The following is a 20466-nucleotide window of genomic DNA, read 5'->3' on the forward strand; positions in this document are numbered from 1 at the left end:
TGACGATGGCACCCCTAAAATAGGCGTACATCCTACCTGCTCTGCCGCCCAAACAGCAGCCTGTCAGTGCGCAGCAGCAATCAATTGTGATTTGCACCCAGCAGCACCGGGGCAAACAACGGGCTCAAGCGGGCACTGCCGGCGTCCGAAAGATGATCCTCGTCCTTGTACTGCGAATGACCATTGACCTCGATACTGCAAATCTGGCCCACACACATCAATGGCGTGGGATCGATGACATGCACACCTGGGTCGGCGGCACTCATCGAGTCGAACAAGGTATTGAGAAAACGCTGGCGCGCCAGATGCTCTTCGAGCGGTCGGCCCAGTCCCTCGGCCGATCGCCCGATGCGGGCCAGGCTCGTCAGTCGGTCAATGGAGCCCTTGCGTTGCAGCGGTACTTCCTTGAACAACCAGACTTGCGCGCCCGCGCCTCTTATCGCCGCCACCCGTGCCTTGAGCGCCATGGCCATGCGTTCCTCGGCCTGAGCCATATTGTCATACTGATTAAGCAGGACCTTTTTATCGCCGTCTTCGCGACCGTAAATGTACAGGTTCCAATTGGATGCCAGCACCACATCCTTGATCTGCAGACTGCGAACCCGCTCCATTGTCTGCTCGTTGAAATCCTTGCAACGCTGGCGCAGGTCATTGCTCAGAACCGGCGGACAGGCACTCATGCTGTAAAGCCATACCGGGCGACCCTCGCGCTTTGCGCTACTTTCGATCGCCGGTAACAGCGCGGCCGCGTGACTGTCGCCCCAGAACATTTGTGTCGCCGGAATCTCTTCGTTACCACCCACCAGACACGCCTTGTCCAGTTCTTTGTCCGAAGTCACCAACATGCATTTCATCTGCCCGGCCCGCCACTCTCGAGACTGCGCATATTCCAGCGCTTTGCCGGTAAGGCGCCCAGGAAAACCATCCGCCGATCGCACCATCGAACCTGTGACAGCCAGCGCGACCATGGCCAGCAAGCCCCCCAGTAACACAGGCTTGCGTCCGGCAAGCAGGCGCCGCTCACGGAATGGAAGTTCGACGAAACGCCAGCTCAACCAAGCAAGCCCGAGCGCCAATAGCATCCAGCCCGTAGCCTCCAAGGGCTGAATGCCGTCGATCGAAGTGGCATTGGCGTAGACATAGACCGGCCAGTGCCACAAATACAAGGAATAGGAGAGCAAGCCGATCCATACCAGCGCGCGAGCACTTAAAACCTGACCGCTCCATGTAGAACCGTGCCCGCCAGACCAGATCAGCGCGGTTGCACCGAGCACAGGCAGCAGTGCCGCCCAGCCTGGGAACACCGTCGCCTTGTCAAAAGTGAAAACTGCCACCAGGACCGCCGTTAACCCGGCCACTCCCACAGACTGATAGAGCCAGGGCCGCACAGCCTGTTTTGAGGCGGGCAAGACCGCGAGCATGGCACCGCACAAAAGCTCCCAGGCGCGTGTCGGCAGCGAGAAGAAAGCGACGTCGGGCTTGCGGTCGATATAGGCAATATTGAGCCCAAAAGACACCAGCAGCATGGCAAACAGCATCCAGCGCCAATGGCGTACATGGCGCATCAACAACACCATCAACAGCGGAAAGAAGATGTAGTACTGCTCTTCAACGGCCAGGGACCAGGTATGCAGCAGCGGCTTCAATTCCGACGCAGGCTGGAAGTAGCCGTCTTCGCGCATGAACAGAATGTTTGAAATGAACAGCGACTGATAACGAACCGTTCTTCCCAACTCGGAGAAGTCCCTGGCCGTCAGCAGCAACCAGCCCAGAGCCAGCGTCGCCAGCAGCACCACACTCAGGGCCGGAATGATCCGTCGTGCACGGCGGGCCCAGAAATCGACGAAGCTGAAACGCTGCGCGTCGATCTCACGGAACAGGATGCTGGTAATCAGGAATCCGGAAATGACAAAGAAGACATCGACACCGACAAAGCCACCGCTGAAAGTGCTGAAGCCAAAATGAAACAGCACGACCGGAATAACGGCCAGAGCCCGCAATCCGTCGATATCACGGCGATTGCCAAATGTGTGCATAACGTTCCTTGTCGTTCCCGATACAAAGCTGATTGAAAAGGGACTCACCGGTAGCGCGACTGCGGAGATTCGACGGAGATCAACTTCTGGAAAGATCTGTCAAAACACTTGACTCAATCGCCAGCCAGATTGAATACAGGGGCAATTGATCTGCTGTTAGCGGGCGGCGGCACCCATTGAATGGGCTCCAGTTTACAGCACGACAAGTATCAATCCAGATACAAAATACCGAGCGCAAAAAAAAGAGCGCCCTTTTGGGGGCGCCCTTCTTTGAAGCATTTGTCCCGTCCTGGACAGGCTTAACCAACTCCAGGACCAGACAGTACTTCGTGTTACTTGCGTTTCATCGACAGGAAGAACTCGTCGTTGGTCTTGGTCTGTTTCAGCTTGTCGACCAGGAACTCGATGGCAGAGACTTCATCCATCGGGTGCAGCAGTTTGCGCAGGATCCACATACGCTGCAGTTCGTCGTCGGCTGTCAGCAACTCTTCGCGGCGAGTACCGGAGCGGTTGATGTTGATGGCCGGGAACACACGTTTTTCGGCGATCTTGCGATCCAGAGGCAGTTCCATGTTGCCGGTGCCTTTGAATTCTTCGTAGATCACTTCGTCCATCTTCGAACCGGTCTCAACCAGCGCGGTAGCGATGATGGTCAGCGAGCCGCCTTCTTCGATGTTCCGTGCAGCACCGAAGAAACGTTTCGGTTTCTCCAGGGCGTGGGCATCGACACCACCGGTCAGCACCTTGCCGGAGCTCGGGATCACGGTGTTGTAGGCACGCGCCAGACGGGTGATGGAGTCGAGCAGAATCACCACGTCCTTCTTGTGCTCGACCAGGCGCTTGGCCTTCTCGATCACCATTTCGGCAACCTGCACGTGGCGGGTTGGCGGCTCGTCGAACGTCGAGGCAACCACTTCGCCGCGCACGGTGCGCTGCATTTCGGTCACTTCTTCCGGACGCTCGTCGATCAACAGCACGATCAGGTGAACTTCAGGATTGTTACGCGCGATGTTTGCCGCGATGTTCTGCAGCATGATCGTTTTACCGGCTTTCGGCGGAGCAACGATCAGGCCGCGCTGGCCTTTGCCGATCGGGGCGCACAGGTCGATGACACGACCGGTCAAGTCTTCGGTGGAACCGTTACCGGCTTCCATCTTCATGCGCACAGTCGGGAACAGCGGGGTCAGGTTCTCGAAGAGAATCTTGTTTTTCGCGTTCTCGGGACGATCGTAGTTGATCGTGTCGACCTTGAGCAGCGCGAAATACCGCTCGCCTTCCTTCGGAGGACGGATCTTGCCAACGATGGTGTCACCGGTGCGCAAGTTGAAGCGACGGATCTGGCTCGGCGAGACGTAGATATCGTCCGGGCCGGCGAGATAGGAAGCGTCAGCGGAGCGCAGGAAGCCGAAGCCGTCCTGGAGAATCTCCAGCACGCCATCACCGGAGATTTCCTCGCCGCTTTTAGCGTGCTTTTTGAGCAGGGAGAAAATCACGTCCTGCTTGCGCGAACGGGCCATATTTTCTATGCCCATCTGTTCGGCCAATTCGAGCAGTTCGGTAATCGGCTTTTGCTTGAGTTCAGTCAGATTCATATAGGAATGACGTAATCATTTATGGAGGGGGGAAATTAAGCTTTTGGCTTAATGAGGCCGCGCCGCAGAGAAGGCGACAGGATCGCGTACTTATTCGAAAAGGAGTGCGTCGGCGACGGCTAGCAGGGGGCAGTGGAGAAACCAGTGCGGGGCCGAATGTACCACCTGAGTTTCGGAGCGTCTAGCCCTCAATAACGAAAAGGCCCCGCATAATGCGGGGCCTTTTCATGACGCTTTATAACAACGCTTAGATGTTGGCGTCGAGGAAAGCGGCCAATTGCGACTTCGACAGCGCGCCGACCTTGGTGGCTTCGACGTTGCCGTTCTTGAACAGCATCAGCGTCGGGATACCACGCACGCCATGCTTGGCCGGGGTTTCCTGGTTCTCGTCGATGTTCAGTTTGGCAACGGTCAGCTTGCCTTTGTAGGTCTCGGCAATTTCGTCCAGGACAGGAGCGATCATTTTGCAAGGGCCGCACCACTCAGCCCAGTAGTCGACCAGTACAGCGCCTTCGGCCTTGAGTACGTCGGCCTCGAAGCTAGCGTCGCTAACGTGTTTGATAAGATCGCTGCTCATGGAAGTCTCCAGGTTGTAAGCAAAAAAACGTGGCCCATCATAGCTGCCCTTCCCCCGTTCAGGAAGCCGCAGATGATTGAGTCTCGCTATGGTGGCCCATGAATTTGGGTATAGCTCAAGTCACGAGGTGGCGGGAGCGACGAAGGCAATCCCGGTGCGCAGGGCGGCGTTGCGCACGTGCTCCTGCATGGCCTTCTGTGCGGCGCCGGACGATCGGCGCGCCAGTGCACGGAGGATTTTACGGTGTTCCTGCCAGGTTTCCATGGCCCGTTCGGCCCGGATGAACGGTAGCTTCTGGCTCTCCAGAAAGATGTCGGCGCTAGCTGTCAGGATGCTCAGCATCGCCTGATTGCCGCTGGCCAGGAGGATGCGCCGGTGAAACTCGAAGTCCAGTCGCGCCGCCGCATCGAAGTTGGCGGCACGCAGCTCGTTGCGCATGGCGGCGACGTTGTCTTCCAGGGCATCGAGATCGTCGGTGCTCAGGGTCACGGCCGCCAAGCCCGAGGCAAAACCCTCCAGCGCATAGCGCAACTGGAAGATGTCCAGCGGCGATGCCTGGGCCGCGAATGGCCAGCCCGGCACCGCATCGCCCCGGGGCAGATCGACCGGTGACTGCACGAACACGCCCTTGCCCGGCTGGATGCTGATCACGCCCAGCGCACTCAGGGACGACAACGCCTCGCGCAACGATGCCCGGCTGACCCCCAACTGCACCGCTAGGTCCCGTTGCGAGGGCAAGGCATCACCCGCCCCGAAACCTTGCTCGGTGATCAGTTTGCGGATGGCTTGCAGCGCCACTTCAGGTACTGCGCGGGAGATCGAGTTCATGGTTTCTTCAGACGAACCAGGCCAATGAGCGGCTAGTTGTAAAGCTATTCGCGACGTCCGGCAAGTCGTGCCCCATGGGGGTTCGGGAGTTTTCACGATTGCGCCATCAAGGTGCGAAATGCCACCCAACTGTTCAGACCAGTAAGACCGAGAAACACCAGCAAAACCGTGGCCTGCAACCCCTGAAACCGAATCTTGGCATGGCCCGTGCTCTGTCGATCCGCAGAAATCACTTCCCGCCGATCCGGAGATTTGCCATGACCATGCGTTACAGCGCCCTCCTCGCCGCCCTGTTTGCCAGCCTGATGCTGAGCCAGGCACCCGCCCACGCCGACGGTCTGGAGGATGTAGTCAAACGCGGCACCCTCAAAGTCGCCGTGCCCCAGGACTTCCCGCCGTTCGGTTCGGTCGGCCCGGACATGAAACCTCGCGGCCTCGACATCGATACCGCCAAACTGCTGGCCGACCAACTCAAGGTCAAACTCGAACTGACCCCGGTCAACAGCACCAACCGCATCCCGTTCCTGACCACCGGCAAGGTCGACCTGGTGATATCCAGCCTCGGCAAGAACCCTGAACGTGAGAAAGTCATCGATTTCTCCCGCGCCTACGCGCCGTTCTACCTCGCCGTATTCGGTCCGCCAGACGCCGCCATCAAGGGTCTGGACGATCTCAAGGGCAAAACCATCAGCGTCACCCGTGGCGCCATCGAAGACATTGAGCTGACCAAAGTCGCCCCCGAAGGCGTGACTATCAAACGCTTCGAAGACAACAACTCGACCATCGCCGCCTACCTTGCCGGGCAAGTCGACCTGATCGCCAGCGGCAACGTGGTGATGGTGGCCATCAGCGAGAAAAGCCCGAAACGCGTACCAGCCCTGAAAGTGAAGCTCAAGGACTCGCCGGTGTACGTCGGCGTGAACAAGAACGAGCCGGCGTTGCTGGACAAGGTCAATCAGATCCTCACCACCGCCAAGGCTGACGGTGCGCTGGAGAAGAACTCGCAAACCTGGCTGAAAGAACCGCTGCCGGCCGATCTCTGATCGTTCGCTCGGGAGACGACTTATGGCTTATCAGTTCGATTTCTTGCCGGTGGTGGAAAACACCGACCTGCTGCTGCGCGGTGCGTTGTTCACCCTTGAGCTGACGGCCGTTGGCGCAGTGTTCGGGGTCGCTCTGGGCATCATCGGCGCACTAGTGCGGGCGTGGAACATCCGCCCGTTCGCCGGCATTTTCGGGGTCTACGTCGAGTTGATCCGCAACACACCCTTTCTGGTGCAGTTGTTTTTCATCTTCTTCGGTTTGCCGTCGCTGGGCCTGCAGATTTCCGAATGGCAAGCGGCGGTGCTGGCGATGGTGATCAACCTGGGCGCCTATTCGACCGAGATCATCCGCGCCGGCATTCAAGCGATCCCCCGCGGACAACTGGAAGCCGCAGCCGCCCTCGCGATGTCGCGTTTCGAAGCCTTCCGCCACGTGGTTCTGCTGCCGGCACTGGGCAAAGTCTGGCCGGCCCTGAGCAGCCAGATCATCATCGTCATGCTCGGCTCGGCGGTCTGTTCGCAGATCGCCACCGAAGAGCTGAGTTTCGCCGCCAACTTCATTCAGTCGCGCAACTTTCGCGCCTTTGAAACCTATGCCCTGACCACGCTGCTCTACCTGTGCATGGCGCTGCTGATCCGCCAATTGCTGAACTGGATCGGCCGCCGCTACCTGTCCAAAAGCAGTGCAAGGAGCAGCCAATGAGCGATTTCACCTTCTGGGACATCCTGCGCAACCTGCTCACAGGCCTGCAATGGACGCTGGCGTTGTCGCTGGTGGCGTTTATCGGCGGTGGGCTGATCGGTTTGCTGATCATGGTGATGCGGATTTCAAAGAAATCCCTGCCCAGCCACTTCGCCCGCACCTACATCGAATTGTTCCAGGGCACGCCGCTATTGATGCAGCTGTTTCTGGTGTTCTTCGGTGTGGCCTTGGCCGGTGTGGAAATTTCACCGTGGATGGCGGCGGCGATTGCCTTGACGCTGTTCACCAGCGCCTACCTGGCGGAGATATGGCGCGGTTGCGTCGACTCGATCCCCAACGGCCAGTGGGAAGCCTCGTCGAGCCTGGCGCTCAACCCGCTGGAGCAATTGCGCTACGTGATTCTGCCACAAGCGCTGCGCATCGCCGTGGCGCCGACCGTGGGCTTCTCGGTGCAAGTGGTCAAGGGCACCGCCGTCACCTCGATCATCGGCTTTACCGAACTGACCAAGACCGGCGGCATGCTCGCCAACGCGACCTTCGAACCGTTCATGGTCTACGGCCTCGTCGCCCTCGGTTACTTCCTGCTCTGCTACCCCTTGTCCCTCAGTGCGCGCTACCTGGAAAGGAGACTGCATGCCTCTGCTTAAAATTTCCGCCCTGCATAAATATTACGGCGACCACCATGTACTCAAAGGCATCGATCTGAGTATCGAGGAAGGCCAGGTGGTGGCGATCATCGGTCGCAGCGGCTCGGGCAAATCCACCTTGCTGCGCACCCTCAATGGTCTGGAATCTATCAACGACGGCGTGATCGAAGTCGACGGCGAATACCTCGACGCCGCCCGCGCCGACCTGCGCAGCCTGCGGCAGAAAGTCGGGATGGTGTTCCAGCAGTTCAACCTGTTCCCGCACCTGACCGTCGGCGAAAACGTCATGCTTGCGCCACAAGTGGTGCAGAAAGTGCCGAAAGCCAAAGCCGCCGAACGGGCGCGACAGATGCTGGAACGGGTCGGGCTGGGCGAGAAATTCGACGCCTTCCCGGATCGACTCTCTGGCGGCCAGCAACAACGGGTGGCGATCGCCCGGGCGCTGGCCATGTCGCCGAAAGTCTTGCTGTGCGACGAAATCACCTCGGCCCTGGACCCGGAACTGGTCAATGAAGTGTTGAGCGTGGTCCGGCAACTGGCCAGGGAAGGCATGACATTGATCATGGTCACCCATGAGATGCGCTTTGCCCGGGAGGTGGGCGACAAATTGGTATTCATGCACCAGGGCAAGGTGCATGAGGTGGGAGATCCGAAGGTGTTGTTTGCCAACCCGCAGACGGCGGAGCTGGCGAACTTCATTGGGACCGTGGAGGCGGCGGGCTGACACCCCTGTGGTGAGGGGGCTTGCCCCCGTTGGGCTGCGCAGCAGTCGTAAAACCTGCCGACCGGCTTTTCCTGAAGCACTGCGTTGAATGGTTTTGGGGCCGCTACGCTGCCCAGCGGGAGCAAGCTCCCTCGCCACAGGAACCCACGTCGTCCGTGCGCTGGATCAAGGCATTAAACCGTACGCGTTGGCGCGAGCCTTTGATCGTGGCAGGATGTCGAGGTTAACGACCGAGACCCCCTGACCATGCCGCTATCCCAAGTCAAGAATCTGTCCCTGATCGCCGCTATCGACCTAGGCTCCAACAGCTTTCACATGGTCGTGGCCAAGGCCCAGAACGGCGAAATCCGGATTCTCGAGCGTCTCGGGGAGAAGGTTCAGCTGGCCGCCGGCATCGACGAAGAGCGTCAACTCAGCGAAGAATCCATGCAACGCGGGCTCGATTGCCTGAAGCGTTTCGCCCAACTGATCAGCGGTATGCCGCCCGGCACCGTGCGGATCGTCGGCACCAACGCCCTGCGCGAAGCCCGTAACCGCGCTGAATTCATCCACCGCGCCGAAGAAATCCTCGGCCATCCGGTAGAAGTCATCTCCGGTCGTGAAGAAGCGCGCCTGATTTACCTCGGCGTCTCCCACACCCTCGCCGATACCCCGGGCAAACGCCTGGTGGCCGACATCGGCGGCGGCAGTACCGAATTCATCATCGGGCAGAGATTCGAGCCATTGCTGCGCGAAAGCCTGCAAATGGGTTGCGTCAGCTACACCCAACGCTATTTCAAGGACGGCAAGATCACCCCGGCCCGCTACGCCCAGGCGTACACCGCGGCGCGGCTGGAGATCATGAGCATCGAACACGCCCTGCACCGCCTGACCTGGGATGAAGCCATCGGCTCCTCGGGCACCATTCGCGCCATTGGCCTGGCGCTGAAGGCCGGCGGGCATGGCACTGGCGAGGTGAACGCCGAAGGCTTGGCCTGGCTCAAGCGCAAGCTGATCAAACTCGGTGATGTCGAGAAAATCGACTTCGAAGGCATCAAGCCCGACCGCCGGGCGATCTTTCCCGCCGGGCTGGCGATTCTCGAAGCGATCTTCGACGCCCTCGAACTGCAACGCATGGACCACTGTGAAGGCGCCCTTCGCGAAGGCGTGCTCTATGACCTGCTGGGCCGTCATCATCACGAAGATGTCCGTGAGCGCACGCTCAGCTCGCTCATGGAGCGTTACCACGTCGATCTGGAGCAAGCTGCGCGGGTCGAACGCAAGGCGCTGCATGCCTTCGATCAAGTGGCCGCGGACTGGGAGCTGGATGACGGCGTCTGGCGCGAACTGCTGAGCTGGGCAGCCAAGGTCCATGAAGTGGGCCTGGACATCGCCCACTATCAGTATCACAAACACGGCTCGTACCTGATCGAGCATTCGGACCTGGCCGGGTTCTCCCGCGAAGACCAACTGATGCTCGCGCTACTGGTGCGTGGCCACCGTCGCAATATTCCCAAGGACAGGTTTGCCGATTTTGGCGACGACGGCATCAAGCTGATTCGCCTGTGCGTGCTGCTGCGCTTTGCGATTCTGTTCCACCACATCCGTGGCACCCAGGAAATGCCACAAGTCGTGCTGCACGCCAACGGCGACAGCCTGGATGTGTTATTCCCGGAACATTGGCTGGATGACAACCAGTTGACCCAGGCCGACTTCGCCCTGGAAGCAGAATGGCTGACCCGCGTCAGCTTCGTGCTGAACGTTCGCTAACCGAAAGGCTACTGAAAACCCCGTAGGAGCTGCCGCAGGCTGCGATCTTTTGATCTTTCCCACAGACCATCCGTGGGCGACAAGATCAAAAGATCGCAGCCTGCGGCAGCTCCTACAGGGGCATTCGTCAGGATTGGAAAGCCCGGGCAGCCCTTGAATGGCTACCCGGGAGGCTGGCGTTAACGCACCGCCAGAATCGGGCTGCCCAAACGCTCCAGCAAGGTGGCCTGGGCGCTGCGCGGGTTCTGGTTGCCGGTCGGGGTGTTGCGTATGTAGCGACCGTCCGACTGCAGGCTCCAGCTGTGGGTGTTGTCGGTGAGATAAAGCTCCAGCTCTTTCTTGACCCGCAAAATCAGCTTCTTGCCCTCGACCGGGAAGCAAGTCTCGACGCGCTTGTCGAGGTTGCGCTCCATCCAGTCGGCACTGGACAGGAACATCTGCTCTTCACCGCCATTGAGGAAGTAGAAGACCCGGGTGTGCTCCAGGAAACGACCGATGATCGAACGTACGTGGATGTTGTGCGATACCCCGGCGATGCCCGGTCGCAGGCAGCACATGCCGCGCACCACCAGATCGATGCGTACCCCGGACTGGCTGGCCTTGTACAACGCGCGGATGACCTTTGGATCGGTCAGCGAGTTGAACTTGGCAATGATGTGCGCCGGTTTGCCGTCGAGGGCGAATTGCGTCTCCCGGGCAATCATGTCGAGCATGCCCTTCTTCAACGTGAACGGCGCGTGCAGCAGTTTTTTCATGCGCAGGGTTTTACCCATGCCGATCAACTGGCTGAACAGTTTGCCGACGTCTTCGCACAAGGCATCGTCGGAGGTCAGCAGGCTGTAGTCGGTGTACAGACGAGCGTTGGCCGCGTGGTAGTTGCCGGTACCCAAGTGAGCGTAGCGAACAATCTCACCGGCTTCGCGACGCAGAATCAGCATCATCTTGGCGTGGGTCTTGAAGCCGACCACGCCGTAAATCACCACGGCGCCGGCCGCCTGCAGACGGCTGGCCAGCTGCAGGTTGGATTCTTCATCGAACCGCGCGCGCAATTCGATCACCGCCGTCACTTCCTTGCCGTTCCGCGCCGCATCCACCAGCGCATCGACGATCTCCGAGTTGGCGCCGCTGCGATACAACGTCTGGCGAACCGCCAACACGTGTGGATCCTTGGCCGCCTGACGCAGCAAGTCGACCACCGGGGTGAAGGATTCGAACGGGTGCAGCAGCAGGATGTCCTGCTTGCTGATCACGCTGAAAATGTTCTCGCTGTTCTGCAGCAGTTTCGGGATCTGCGGGGTGAACGGCGTGTATTGCAACTCCGGATGACTGTCCAGGCCGGTGATGCTGAACAGCCGCGTCAGGTTGACCGGACCGTTGACCTGATACAGCTCGGTCTCCTGCAGGTTGAACTGCTTGAGCAGGTAATCGGACAGGTGTTTCGGGCAGGTGTCGGCCACTTCCAGCCGCACCGCATCACCGTAGCGACGGGAGAACAACTCGCCGCGCAGGGCGCGGGCCAGGTCTTCCACGTCTTCGGTATCGACCGCGAGGTCGGCATTTCGGGTCAGACGGAACTGGTAGCAACCCTTGACCTTCATGCCCTGGAACAGGTCATCGGCGTGCGCGTGGATCATCGATGACAAGAACACGTAGTTGTCGCCAGGGCCGCCGACTTCTTCCGGCACCTTGATAACCCGCGGCAGCAGACGCGGCGCCGGGATGATCGCCAGGCCGGAATCGCGACCGAAGGCGTCGATGCCTTCGAGCTCGACGATGAAGTTCAGGCTCTTGTTCACCAGCAACGGGAACGGGTGCGTCGGGTCGAGACCGATCGGGGTGATGATCGGCGCGATCTCGTCGCGGAAATAACGGCGGACCCAAGTCTTGAGCTTGGTAGTCCAGTAACGACGACGGATGAAGCGGACCTGATGTTTTTCCAGTTCCGGCAACAGAATGTCGTTGAGAATCGCGTATTGGCGGTCGACGTGACCGTGCACCAATTCGCTGATGCGGGCCAGGGCCTGATGCGGCTGCAGGCCATCGGCGCCGGCCTGTTCACGGGCGAAGGTGATCTGCTTCTTCAGGCCGGCCACACGAATCTCGAAGAACTCGTCCAGGTTGCTGGAGAAGATCAGCAGAAACTTCAGCCGCTCCAGCAATGGGTAGGACTCATCCAGCGCCTGTTCCAGCACGCGGATGTTGAACTGCAGTTGCGAGAGCTCGCGATGGATGTACAGGCTGCTGTCATCCAGACCGGGAATGGCAATCGCTGGCGCCGCCACAACGGGCTCGGCCACCACCGCGGGTGGAGCGGGCTCCAGCTCCGGCGGAGTTTCAGCGATTTGCTCCACCACAGGTTGAGCGTCTTTTACGGCAACTTCAGTGAGTCCTTCGGTATTCATCGAATGTTCCTGGGAGGGCTATTTTTGCTCTCGTAACAATTGAGCAGCACGGACGGCAAAGTAAGTCAGGATGCCATCAGCGCCTGCACGTTTAAAAGCGGTCAGGGATTCGAGGATAACCCCTTCGCTCAACCAGCCATTCTGGATCGCCGCCATGTGCATGGCGTATTCGCCGCTGACCTGATACACAAAGGTCGGCACTTTGAACGCTTCCTTGACCCGATAAAGAATATCCAGATACGGCATGCCTGGCTTGACCATGACCATGTCTGCGCCTTCTGACAAGTCGGCCGCCACTTCGTGCAGGGCTTCGTTGCTGTTGGCCGGGTCCATCTGATAGGAGGCCTTGTTGGCCTTGCCCAGGTTCAACGCCGAACCCACCGCATCACGGAACGGGCCGTAGTAGGCACTGGCGTACTTGGCCGAGTAAGCCATGATCCGCACATTGACGTGACCCGCCAGCTCCAGCGCCTCGCGGATCGCCTGAATGCGGCCGTCCATCATGTCTGACGGAGCCACCACTTGAGCGCCGGCTTCGGCGTGGGACAAAGCCTGTTTAACCAGTGCGTCGACGGTGATGTCGTTCTCTACGTAGCCTTCTTCGTCGAGAATGCCGTCCTGACCGTGGGTGGTGAACGGGTCCAGGGCGACGTCGGTGATCACACCCAGCTCCGGGAACTGCGCACGCAGAGCGCGGGTAGCGCGCTGGGCGATGCCGTTGGGGTTCCAGGCTTCGGCGGCATCCAGTGACTTGAGCTCCGGTGGCGTCACCGGGAACAGTGCCAGCGCAGGAATCCCCAGCTCGACCCACTTGGCAGCCTCTTCCAGCAACAGATCGATGGTCAGGCGTTCGACGCCCGGCATCGACGCCACTGCTTCGCGACGGTTTTCACCGTCCAGAACGAACACCGGCAGGATCAGGTCATCGACGGTCAGTACGTTTTCACGGACCAGACGACGCGAAAAATCATCACGACGGTTGCGACGCAGGCGGGTTGCAGGAAACAAACGGTTGGCGGGGGTAAAGCTCACGGCAGACTCCTGAGCCCGCGCTGGCGGGCGAGCGTGACAGTTATAAGCGGCCATTATGACCAACGCATGACAAAAGTGTCTCGTCTTGAAGTCACTGTTCAGCCGAAGCGGCGGCTTTTGCCGGCAGGCTGCGTTGCCGCTTCTCGCCATAGCGGGCTATGACTCGGCGCGGCGCCTTGCCTGCCAACAAAATCCACTCGCTTCAGCTTGAACGTGACTCCAAGACGAGACACCTGTGCACCCCTGTGACAGGTAGCCGCATTCCATTGTCCTTGTAGGAAATGTTCACGTCGAGACACATTTGGACACTTTCATGAATGTGCACGAAGGGTTAGGCTGCGCGTTCATTTCGCCAGCACCCAGACAATGCTCCAACAATTCCTACATGACTTCGGCTACTTTGCCCTGTTCCTCGGCACGTTTTTCGAAGGCGAAACCATTCTGGTACTCGCAGGCTTCCTCGCGTTCCGCGGATACATGGACATCAACCTGGTGGTGGTCGTGGCGTTCTTCGGCAGTTATGCCGGCGATCAGCTGTGGTACTTCCTGGGGCGCAAGCACGGGCGCAAATTGCTGGCACGTAAACCGCGCTGGCAACTGATGGGCGATCGGGCGCTGGAACATATCCGCAAGCATCCGGACATCTGGGTGCTGAGCTTCCGCTTTGTCTATGGCTTGCGCACTGTGATGCCGGTGGCAATCGGTCTGTCGGGCTATCCGCCGGGACGCTATCTGCTGCTCAACGGCATTGGCGCGGCCATCTGGGCTGCGGCGCTGGCAGCGGCTGCGTATCACTTCGGCGCGGTGCTTGAAGGCATGCTGGGCAGCGTCAAGAAATACGAGCTGTGGGTGCTGGGCGCCCTGCTGGTCCTGGGCTTTGTCCTGTGGCTGCGGCGGCGCTTCAAGAATGCCCGCTTGGCGAAAAAGATCTACGCCGATGAGCAGGCATTGAAAGCCGAACAGGCCAAGTCCAGCGAACCTACGACGCCCATCGAGTGACGCGGTTTCTACAGCAGTAGAGGCCGATGCCGCTGAGCAGGCTGTAACTGAGCAGCACCACCCAGCCCACCGCGCTGGCCGGCCATAGCCCGACCATCGGTGCCAGCCACACCAGCGGCAGGTTCGACGCCAGCCGCAACAGTTCCAGCTTCAACGCCTGCGGGCGATTCTCCAGGGCTGCACCCAACACGAACAACCCCAACGCCACGGCGCCCCAACCCAACACCAGGGCTGCGGTCGGCAGGCTCTGCTCCAAGTTCATCAAGTAACTGCCCAAGGCGATGTAGACGCAGAACTGCAGCGCCACATACCACTGCTGACGTCCGTCCAGCGGCACCTCGAATTTGCGGAACTGAGCCAGGTCCGGCTTGTTCATCGGGTATTTGGCCGCCACGTCCGCCGGCCGCCAACCGGTGCGCATGAACCAGATCCGCAGCTTGTCCCACCAGCGCTCGGCGCGCCGGGCGTCATCCCACAGCTGCGTGTAAAACTGCACGTTTGCCCACACCGGATTCCAGCTCGCCAGCGGCGTGGTCACGCCGAAGATCACCGGTTCGTTGTCGTCCTCTTCCTGGAACGAGCCGAACAGACGGTCCCAAATAATGAACACCCCGCCGTAGTTGCGATCCATGTAAAGAGCGTTCTGTGCATGGTGAGCCCGATGATTGGACGGCGTGACGAAGAACCACTCGAACCAGCCAAGCTTGGGAATATGCCGGGTATGCACCCAGAACTGGTACAGCAGGTTCAACGCCGCAACGCTGACGAACACCAGCAGCGGCACGCCGAGCACGGCCAGGGGCAGGTAGAAAATCCAGCTCAACAGAAACCCGGTGCTGGTCTGGCGCAGGGCCGTGGAGAGGTTGTAGTCCTCGCTCTGGTGATGCACCGAATGCGCGGCCCAGAGGATGTTGCGCTCATGGCCCATCCGGTGCAGCCAGTAGTAGCAGAAGTCGTAGAAGACGAATGCAAACACCCAGACCCAGACACTGTCGGCCGACAGCTCGATCAAGGCCAGATGTTCCAGGGCGAAGGCATAAGTGACCAGGCCGACACCTTTGGTCAACAGGCCCGTGGTAGTCGACAATACGCCGGTGCTGAGGCTGTTGATCGCGTCTGCCACGCGGTAATTGCTCACCCCGCGCCAACGGTCGGCCAACAACTCGACCGCAATCAGCACAAAGAAAAACGGCACCGCATACAGAATGAAGTTCATGACGCGACCTGATCGGAATCGTTCAGCAGAGATTAGGTGTAGCCGCGAATTAACCCTATGGCAACGAGTGACAAATTAGTGGACATTTAACGCCATGAATCTGGAGAAAAGCCCATGAGCAAAAAAATTGCAGTGATCCTTTCCGGCTGTGGCGTGTACGACGGCGCCGAGATCCACGAAAGCGTGATCACCCTGCTGCGTCTGGACCAGCGCGGTGCCCAGGTGCAGTGCTTCGCACCCAACATCGCGCAGTTGCATGTGATCAACCACCTGACTGGCGAAGAAATGCCCGAATCGCGCAACGTGCTGGTGGAATCGGCGCGTATCGCCCGGGGCAACATCAAGGATATCCGTGAAGCGGACGTCGAAGATTTCGATGCGCTGATCGTTCCCGGTGGTTTCGGGGCGGCCAAGAACCTGTCGAACTTTGCCGTCGAAGGCGCCGGCTGCAGCGTTCAACCTGACGTCCTGGCGTTGACCGAAGCGTTCGCCGAGGCTGGCAAACCGGTGGGGCTGATCTGTATCTCGCCGGCCCTGGCGGCAAAAATCTACGGCCCGGGCGTGACCTGCACCATCGGCAACGATGCCGATACCGCCGCCGCGATGAACAAGATGGGCGCCACCCACGCCGAGTGCGCAGTGACCGACATTGTCGAAGACAAGGCGCGCAAGCTGGTGAGCACGCCGGCGTACATGCTCGCGCAATCAATCAGCGAAGCCGCTTCCGGCATCAACAAATTGGTCGACCGCATACTGGAACTGACCCACGAAAACGACGAGTAAAAGAGAGGCAAGATCAAAAGATCGCAGGCTCCTACAGGGACCGGGACCGACGCAGTTTTCGGGTCAATGCAAAACGCTGCAGGAGCTGCCGCAGGCTGCGATCTTTTCAGGTTTTGCGCGACAACCGGGTCAGTATCCGATCCAGCGCATTGGCGAACGCCTGTTTCTCGCGATCGCCGAACGGCGCCGGGCCGCCGCTCATCTGCCCCTGCTCGCGCAAGTCGGTGAACAGGTTACGCACCGCGAGTCGATCGCCCATGTTCTGCGCATCGAACTCCTTGCCCCGCGGATCCAGCGCCGCAACGCCGTTTTTCACCAGCCGATCCGCCAGCGGCACATCGCTGCAAATCACCAACTCCCCCGGCACCGCGTGTTCCACCAGGTAATCGTCGGCGGCATCCGGGCCGCTGGGCACCACAATCAGTTTCACCAGCGCAAGGCCCGGCTTGATCTGCGGCTGACCGGCCACCAGTACCACTTCGAACTGGCGCTTGAGGGCGAACTTCACCACCAGATCCTTGGCTGCCCGAGGGCAGGCGTCGGCATCGATCCATACGCGCATTGGATTTCCTCTATTGAAAAGCATCGCGGGCAAGCCCGCTCCCATAAGGTTAGCGCTGAACCTGTGGGAGCGGGCTTGCCCGCGAATATGAGCGCAGCGAATGCTTTTAAGAAGCCGGCAACTGCCGCTTCTCGGCCATCCGGCTGCGACTGTACAGCACGATGATCGCGATGATCGCCACAGCCTGGGCACTCAGCGAATACGCATCAGCGTGGATCCCCAACCAGTCGAAGTCAAAGAACGGTACCGGGCGCGTGCCGAAGACCCCGGCTTCCTGCAACGCCTTCACGCCATGGCCGGCAAACACCACCGACAACGCGCACAGCAAACCGGCATTGATGCCGAAGAACAGTGCCAGCGGCAGTTTTGCCGAGCCGCGCAGAATCACCCAGGCCAGACCGACCAGCATAACCAGCGCCGTCGCGCCGCCAGCCATTACGGCGTTATGCCCTGCAGGCCCCGCCTGCAACCACAAGGTTTCGTAAAACAGGATCACTTCGAACAGTTCGCGATACACCGAGAAGAACGCCAGGATCGCAAACCCGAAACGCCCACCGCCGCTCACCAGGCTGCTCTTGATGTAATCCTGCCAGGCCGCTGCGTGGCGACGGTCGTGCATCCACACACCGAGCCAGAGCACCATGACACTGGCAAACAGCGCAGTGGCCCCTTCCAGCAGCTCACGCTGGGCCCCGCTGACGTCAATCACATACGCCGCCACCGCCCAGGTCGCCAGCCCGGCCAACAGCGCCAGGCCCCAACCGATGTTGACGCTGCGCACCGCCGATTGCTGGCCGGTATTGCGCAGGAACGCGAGGACCGCCGCAAGCACCAGAATGGCTTCCAGACCTTCTCGCAACAGAATCAACAGACCGGAAATGTAGCTCAGCGACCAGCTCAAGCCATCGCTACCGAGCAGGCCAGCGGATTCTTTCAGCTTGGCCTTGGCCACTTCCAGACGTTGCTCCACCTGGGCCACCGGCAAGCCGTCCTGCAACGACTGACGGTAAGCCATCAGAGACTTTTCAGTGTCTTTGCGCACGTTGGCGTCGACGTTGTCGAGGGAGCTTTCGACCAGTTCGAAGCCTTCCAGGTACGCCGCAACCGACAGGTCGTAGGCCTGATCGTGCTGCCCGGCGCGATAGGCGGCAATACTCTTGTCCAGCGTGGCCGCCGTGTATTCAAGCAATTGCCCCGGGCCACGCTTGACCTGCGGCGGTTGCGCTCGTTGCGCGCGGAAGGTCGCGGCCGCTTGCGGACCTTCGACGGCCTGCACTTCGGCTGGCGTCTGACGCGCCAAGTCGGCGATGTTGTAGGTTTTTTCGGATTTTGCCGCGGCCGGATCGGCGCTGAAGCCGGCGATGTAGGTCGCCAGGTCCCAACGCTGACGATCATCCAGCTGATCGGCGAAGGCCGGCATGTCAGTACCTTCGACGCCCATACCCAGCGTGTTGTAAAGCGCGTAGAGGCTCAGGCGGTCCAGACGCGCGGCATCGCGCAGATTGGTCGGCGGTGGCGTCATGCCGACACCTGCCGGGCCGTCACCGATGCCCGTATCGCCATGGCACACCGAGCATTGCTGGGCATACAGCGGCGCGCCGCGGGTCGGGTCCGGGGTAATGACCGGAGCCTGGCTGACTTCATAGGTCACCGCCAGTTTTGCCCCCAGTTGCCGCGCCTGACGGGTGACGTCCGCGCCGTCCTTGCGAGCGGCGATCGCGGTGCGCAGACCGTTGACGCCCTGCTCCAGTTCGGAACGTTCGGGTTTGGCCGGCAAATCGGCGATCAACCCTTGCAGCTCCCCCAGGAACGTCTGCTGTTCGAGATACTCAGCCTCATCAATAACCTTGCCTCCCTCGACCGCCGTCGGGTAATCGGCGGCAATGTAATCGAGCAAATGCAAGGCCTTGGGCGCACCCTCCGCGGTTTCGGCCAGCGCATTGAAGCTGCAGAACGCGATCATCGGCAGCACGAGCCACGCCAGAAAACGAGAGGAGCCAGTCATGAATAAATCTCAAATGGAAATACGAAGTAACACATTGTTCACTTCCAATGAGTTTCGCTCAAGCTTTGTTGGTATTTCCTGCGTAGCTGCGTATAAATTCAGCGGCCAATTGCCACCCTCCGTCGGTTTCGTTCAGGGAAGAATCAACGTCCATGCATTCACGCCTGTTGTTCTCGTTGCTGTTAAGCCTTGCCCTGCAACTGACTGGTTGCGCCGCTTACCGCAACTACGACCTGGAACTGGAGCAAACGACCGCCCAGTTGAAAGCGGGAAATCCGCAGGGCGCTCTCCAACTGCTGGAGCTGCACAATCCGTCAGAAGAACGGGACCTGCTCTACTACTTCGAAAAAGGTGCAGTCCTGAGTGCCGGTGGGGCGCTGCAGCAAAGCCAGGTTACCTGGCGCAGTGCAGAGCAAATGGTGATCCAGCGCCAGGACACCGTCGAGTCTGCCGGCACACAGCTCTTGTCCGCGATGGGCGATCATTGGGGCAGTATCATCAACGACAAACTGCGTCGCTACGATGGCTACGACTACGAAAAAGTCATGCTGACCACGCAAATGGCCCTGAACCAGTTGGCCGTGAATGACTTCGACGGTGCGCGCGCCGACATCAAGAAAACCCACGAACGTGAAGCTCTGATTGCCCGTCAGCGGGAAAAGGAATACGAGCGACTTGAAGAAGAAGCCAAGGCCCAGGGCGTTCGCGTGCACTACAAGGATCTCCAGGGCTACCCCGTGATGACCCTCGATGCGCCCGCCGTGATCGCGCTGAAAAACGGCTATCAGAGTGCTTTCAGTCACTACCTGGCCGGGTTTACGTATGAAGCGCTGGGTGAGCGTGATCTTGCCGCCCCGGGTTATCGCCAGGCCATCGAGTTGCGACCCGACCTGCCCTTCTTCGAGCAGGCATTGCGCGAACTCGACAAACCGGCCACCAAGGCCAATGAAAGTGATGTGCTGATTATCGTGCAAAGTGGCCTGGCGCCAGCGCGCAGTTCGGTTCGTGTCCCCTACCCGGTGCGGCTGGAAGACAATCAGGTGATCGTCGCCAACGTGTCGTTTCCGGTGATGGTTCCCGACACGTCGACCCCGGCGTTCACGCAGATGACGATCGACGGTCGCAAACAGCAACTGATCCTTGTAAACAGCATCACCGACATGTCTTTACGCACGTTGCGCGACGATATGCCGGGCATCATTCAGCGCACCGCATATCGCGCCTACCTGGCCGCTTCTGTTCAGGCTACGGACAACCGACGCGACCCGAGCAAAGCCTCGTACGTGACGCAGCACGATGGCTTTGAGCACGCGGACACCCGAACCTGGCGTACCTTGCCCAACATCACCCTGGTGGCGCGCCTACGCCTGAAAAAAGGCGAGCACCTGATCAGCCTGCCCAACGCGCCGGGCGCCGCGCCCCTGAAAGTCCGCATCGAGCAAAACCATCAGGTCATAACCCTGCGAGCGCTGGGAGAGCGGATTTACAGCAACGGAGTGGCTTTCGAACCTGCCGTTGCGCCTGAAAGCAGTGTGGTATCAGGCCAGAAATAAGTAATGGCACGCTGT

17 protein-coding genes are annotated in these 20466 nt (G+C 59.9%); 8 read left to right on the top strand and 9 right to left on the bottom strand.

Annotation, left to right across the window (positions count from 1 at the left end):
- Positions 1-80 precede the first annotated feature (80 nt).
- The 4 genes from LOY36_RS27430 to LOY36_RS27445 form a co-directional block, all read right to left on the bottom strand.
- On the bottom strand, positions 81-2036 hold the full coding sequence (locus tag LOY36_RS27430) for an acyltransferase family protein (RefSeq protein ID WP_258671572.1): 1956 nt from the start codon (positions 2034-2036) through the stop codon (positions 81-83).
- Between the two features lie 332 nt (positions 2037-2368).
- Positions 2369-3628, bottom strand: coding sequence for a transcription termination factor Rho (gene rho, locus LOY36_RS27435; RefSeq protein ID WP_007899384.1), 1260 nt, complete (start codon positions 3626-3628; stop codon positions 2369-2371).
- Positions 3629-3875: 247 nt separating this feature from the next.
- Positions 3876-4205 carry a thioredoxin TrxA gene (gene trxA, locus LOY36_RS27440; RefSeq protein WP_003206727.1) on the bottom strand — a complete coding sequence of 110 codons (330 nt, stop codon included), beginning with the start codon at positions 4203-4205 and terminating at the stop codon, positions 3876-3878.
- Positions 4206-4325: 120 nt separating this feature from the next.
- On the bottom strand, positions 4326-5033 hold the full coding sequence (locus LOY36_RS27445; RefSeq protein WP_258671574.1) for a FadR/GntR family transcriptional regulator: 708 nt from the start codon (positions 5031-5033) through the stop codon (positions 4326-4328).
- Between the two features lie 257 nt (positions 5034-5290).
- On the opposite strand from LOY36_RS27445, the gene LOY36_RS27450 reads away from it, so the two are divergent.
- From LOY36_RS27450 to ppx, 5 genes are all read left to right on the top strand, one after another.
- The gene (locus LOY36_RS27450) at positions 5291-6076 is read left to right on the top strand and encodes a transporter substrate-binding domain-containing protein (protein ID WP_019650143.1); all 786 of its coding nucleotides are present in this window, start codon (positions 5291-5293) and stop codon (positions 6074-6076) included.
- Positions 6077-6098: 22 nt separating this feature from the next.
- A complete protein-coding gene (locus tag LOY36_RS27455; protein ID WP_019580523.1) occupies positions 6099-6779 on the top strand; it encodes an amino acid ABC transporter permease in 681 nt (226 codons plus the stop codon).
- On the top strand, positions 6776-7426 hold the full coding sequence (locus tag LOY36_RS27460; protein ID WP_007899375.1) for an amino acid ABC transporter permease: 651 nt from the start codon (positions 6776-6778) through the stop codon (positions 7424-7426). Before LOY36_RS27455 ends, LOY36_RS27460 begins: the two co-directional genes overlap by 4 nt.
- Positions 7413-8150 (top strand): amino acid ABC transporter ATP-binding protein, encoded by a 738-nt coding sequence (locus tag LOY36_RS27465; RefSeq protein WP_258671576.1) that lies wholly within the window; start codon positions 7413-7415, stop codon positions 8148-8150. The genes LOY36_RS27460 and LOY36_RS27465 overlap by 14 nt, the downstream gene beginning before the upstream one ends.
- A gap of 246 nt (positions 8151-8396) precedes the next feature.
- Positions 8397-9899: an exopolyphosphatase gene (gene ppx, locus LOY36_RS27470; protein ID WP_019650140.1), complete on the top strand. Its 1503-nt coding sequence runs from the start codon at positions 8397-8399 to the stop codon at positions 9897-9899.
- A gap of 179 nt (positions 9900-10078) precedes the next feature.
- Here the strand turns inward: ppx and ppk1 are convergent, their stop codons facing one another.
- Both ppk1 and hemB read right to left on the bottom strand, forming a co-directional pair.
- Positions 10079-12301, bottom strand: coding sequence for a polyphosphate kinase 1 (gene ppk1 / locus LOY36_RS27475; protein ID WP_007940338.1), 2223 nt, complete (start codon positions 12299-12301; stop codon positions 10079-10081).
- An 18-nt stretch (positions 12302-12319) separates the two neighbouring features.
- Positions 12320-13333, bottom strand: coding sequence for a porphobilinogen synthase (gene hemB / locus LOY36_RS27480; RefSeq protein WP_018927563.1), 1014 nt, complete (start codon positions 13331-13333; stop codon positions 12320-12322).
- 366 nt (positions 13334-13699) lie between these two features.
- Here hemB and LOY36_RS27485 point away from each other — a divergent pair, with 366 nt between their 5' ends.
- Positions 13700-14332, top strand: a complete 633-nt coding sequence (locus LOY36_RS27485) for a DedA family protein (protein ID WP_018927562.1) — start codon at positions 13700-13702, stop codon at positions 14330-14332.
- Here the strand turns inward: LOY36_RS27485 and LOY36_RS27490 are convergent.
- Positions 14313-15548: a sterol desaturase family protein gene (locus tag LOY36_RS27490; protein ID WP_258671578.1), complete on the bottom strand. Its 1236-nt coding sequence runs from the start codon at positions 15546-15548 to the stop codon at positions 14313-14315. The genes LOY36_RS27485 and LOY36_RS27490 overlap by 20 nt on opposite strands.
- A gap of 114 nt (positions 15549-15662) precedes the next feature.
- Between LOY36_RS27490 and elbB the strand changes: the two genes are divergently transcribed.
- A complete protein-coding gene (gene elbB, locus LOY36_RS27495; protein WP_258671580.1) occupies positions 15663-16331 on the top strand; it encodes an isoprenoid biosynthesis glyoxalase ElbB in 669 nt (222 codons plus the stop codon).
- A gap of 106 nt (positions 16332-16437) precedes the next feature.
- Here the strand turns inward: elbB and LOY36_RS27500 are convergent, their stop codons facing one another.
- The gene (locus tag LOY36_RS27500; protein ID WP_258671581.1) at positions 16438-16893 is read right to left on the bottom strand and encodes a YaiI/YqxD family protein; all 456 of its coding nucleotides are present in this window, start codon (positions 16891-16893) and stop codon (positions 16438-16440) included.
- Positions 16894-16999: 106 nt separating this feature from the next.
- Positions 17000-18898, bottom strand: coding sequence for an FTR1 family protein (locus tag LOY36_RS27505; protein ID WP_258671582.1), 1899 nt, complete (start codon positions 18896-18898; stop codon positions 17000-17002).
- Between the two features lie 152 nt (positions 18899-19050).
- Here LOY36_RS27505 and LOY36_RS27510 point away from each other — a divergent pair, with 152 nt between their 5' ends.
- Complete coding sequence (locus tag LOY36_RS27510) at positions 19051-20451, top strand: COG3014 family protein (RefSeq protein ID WP_258671583.1); 1401 nt, start codon at positions 19051-19053, stop codon at positions 20449-20451.
- Positions 20452-20466 lie beyond the last annotated feature (15 nt).

This window comes from Pseudomonas sp. B21-019 (assembly GCF_024749225.1).
GTDB lineage: Bacteria > Pseudomonadota > Gammaproteobacteria > Pseudomonadales > Pseudomonadaceae > Aquipseudomonas.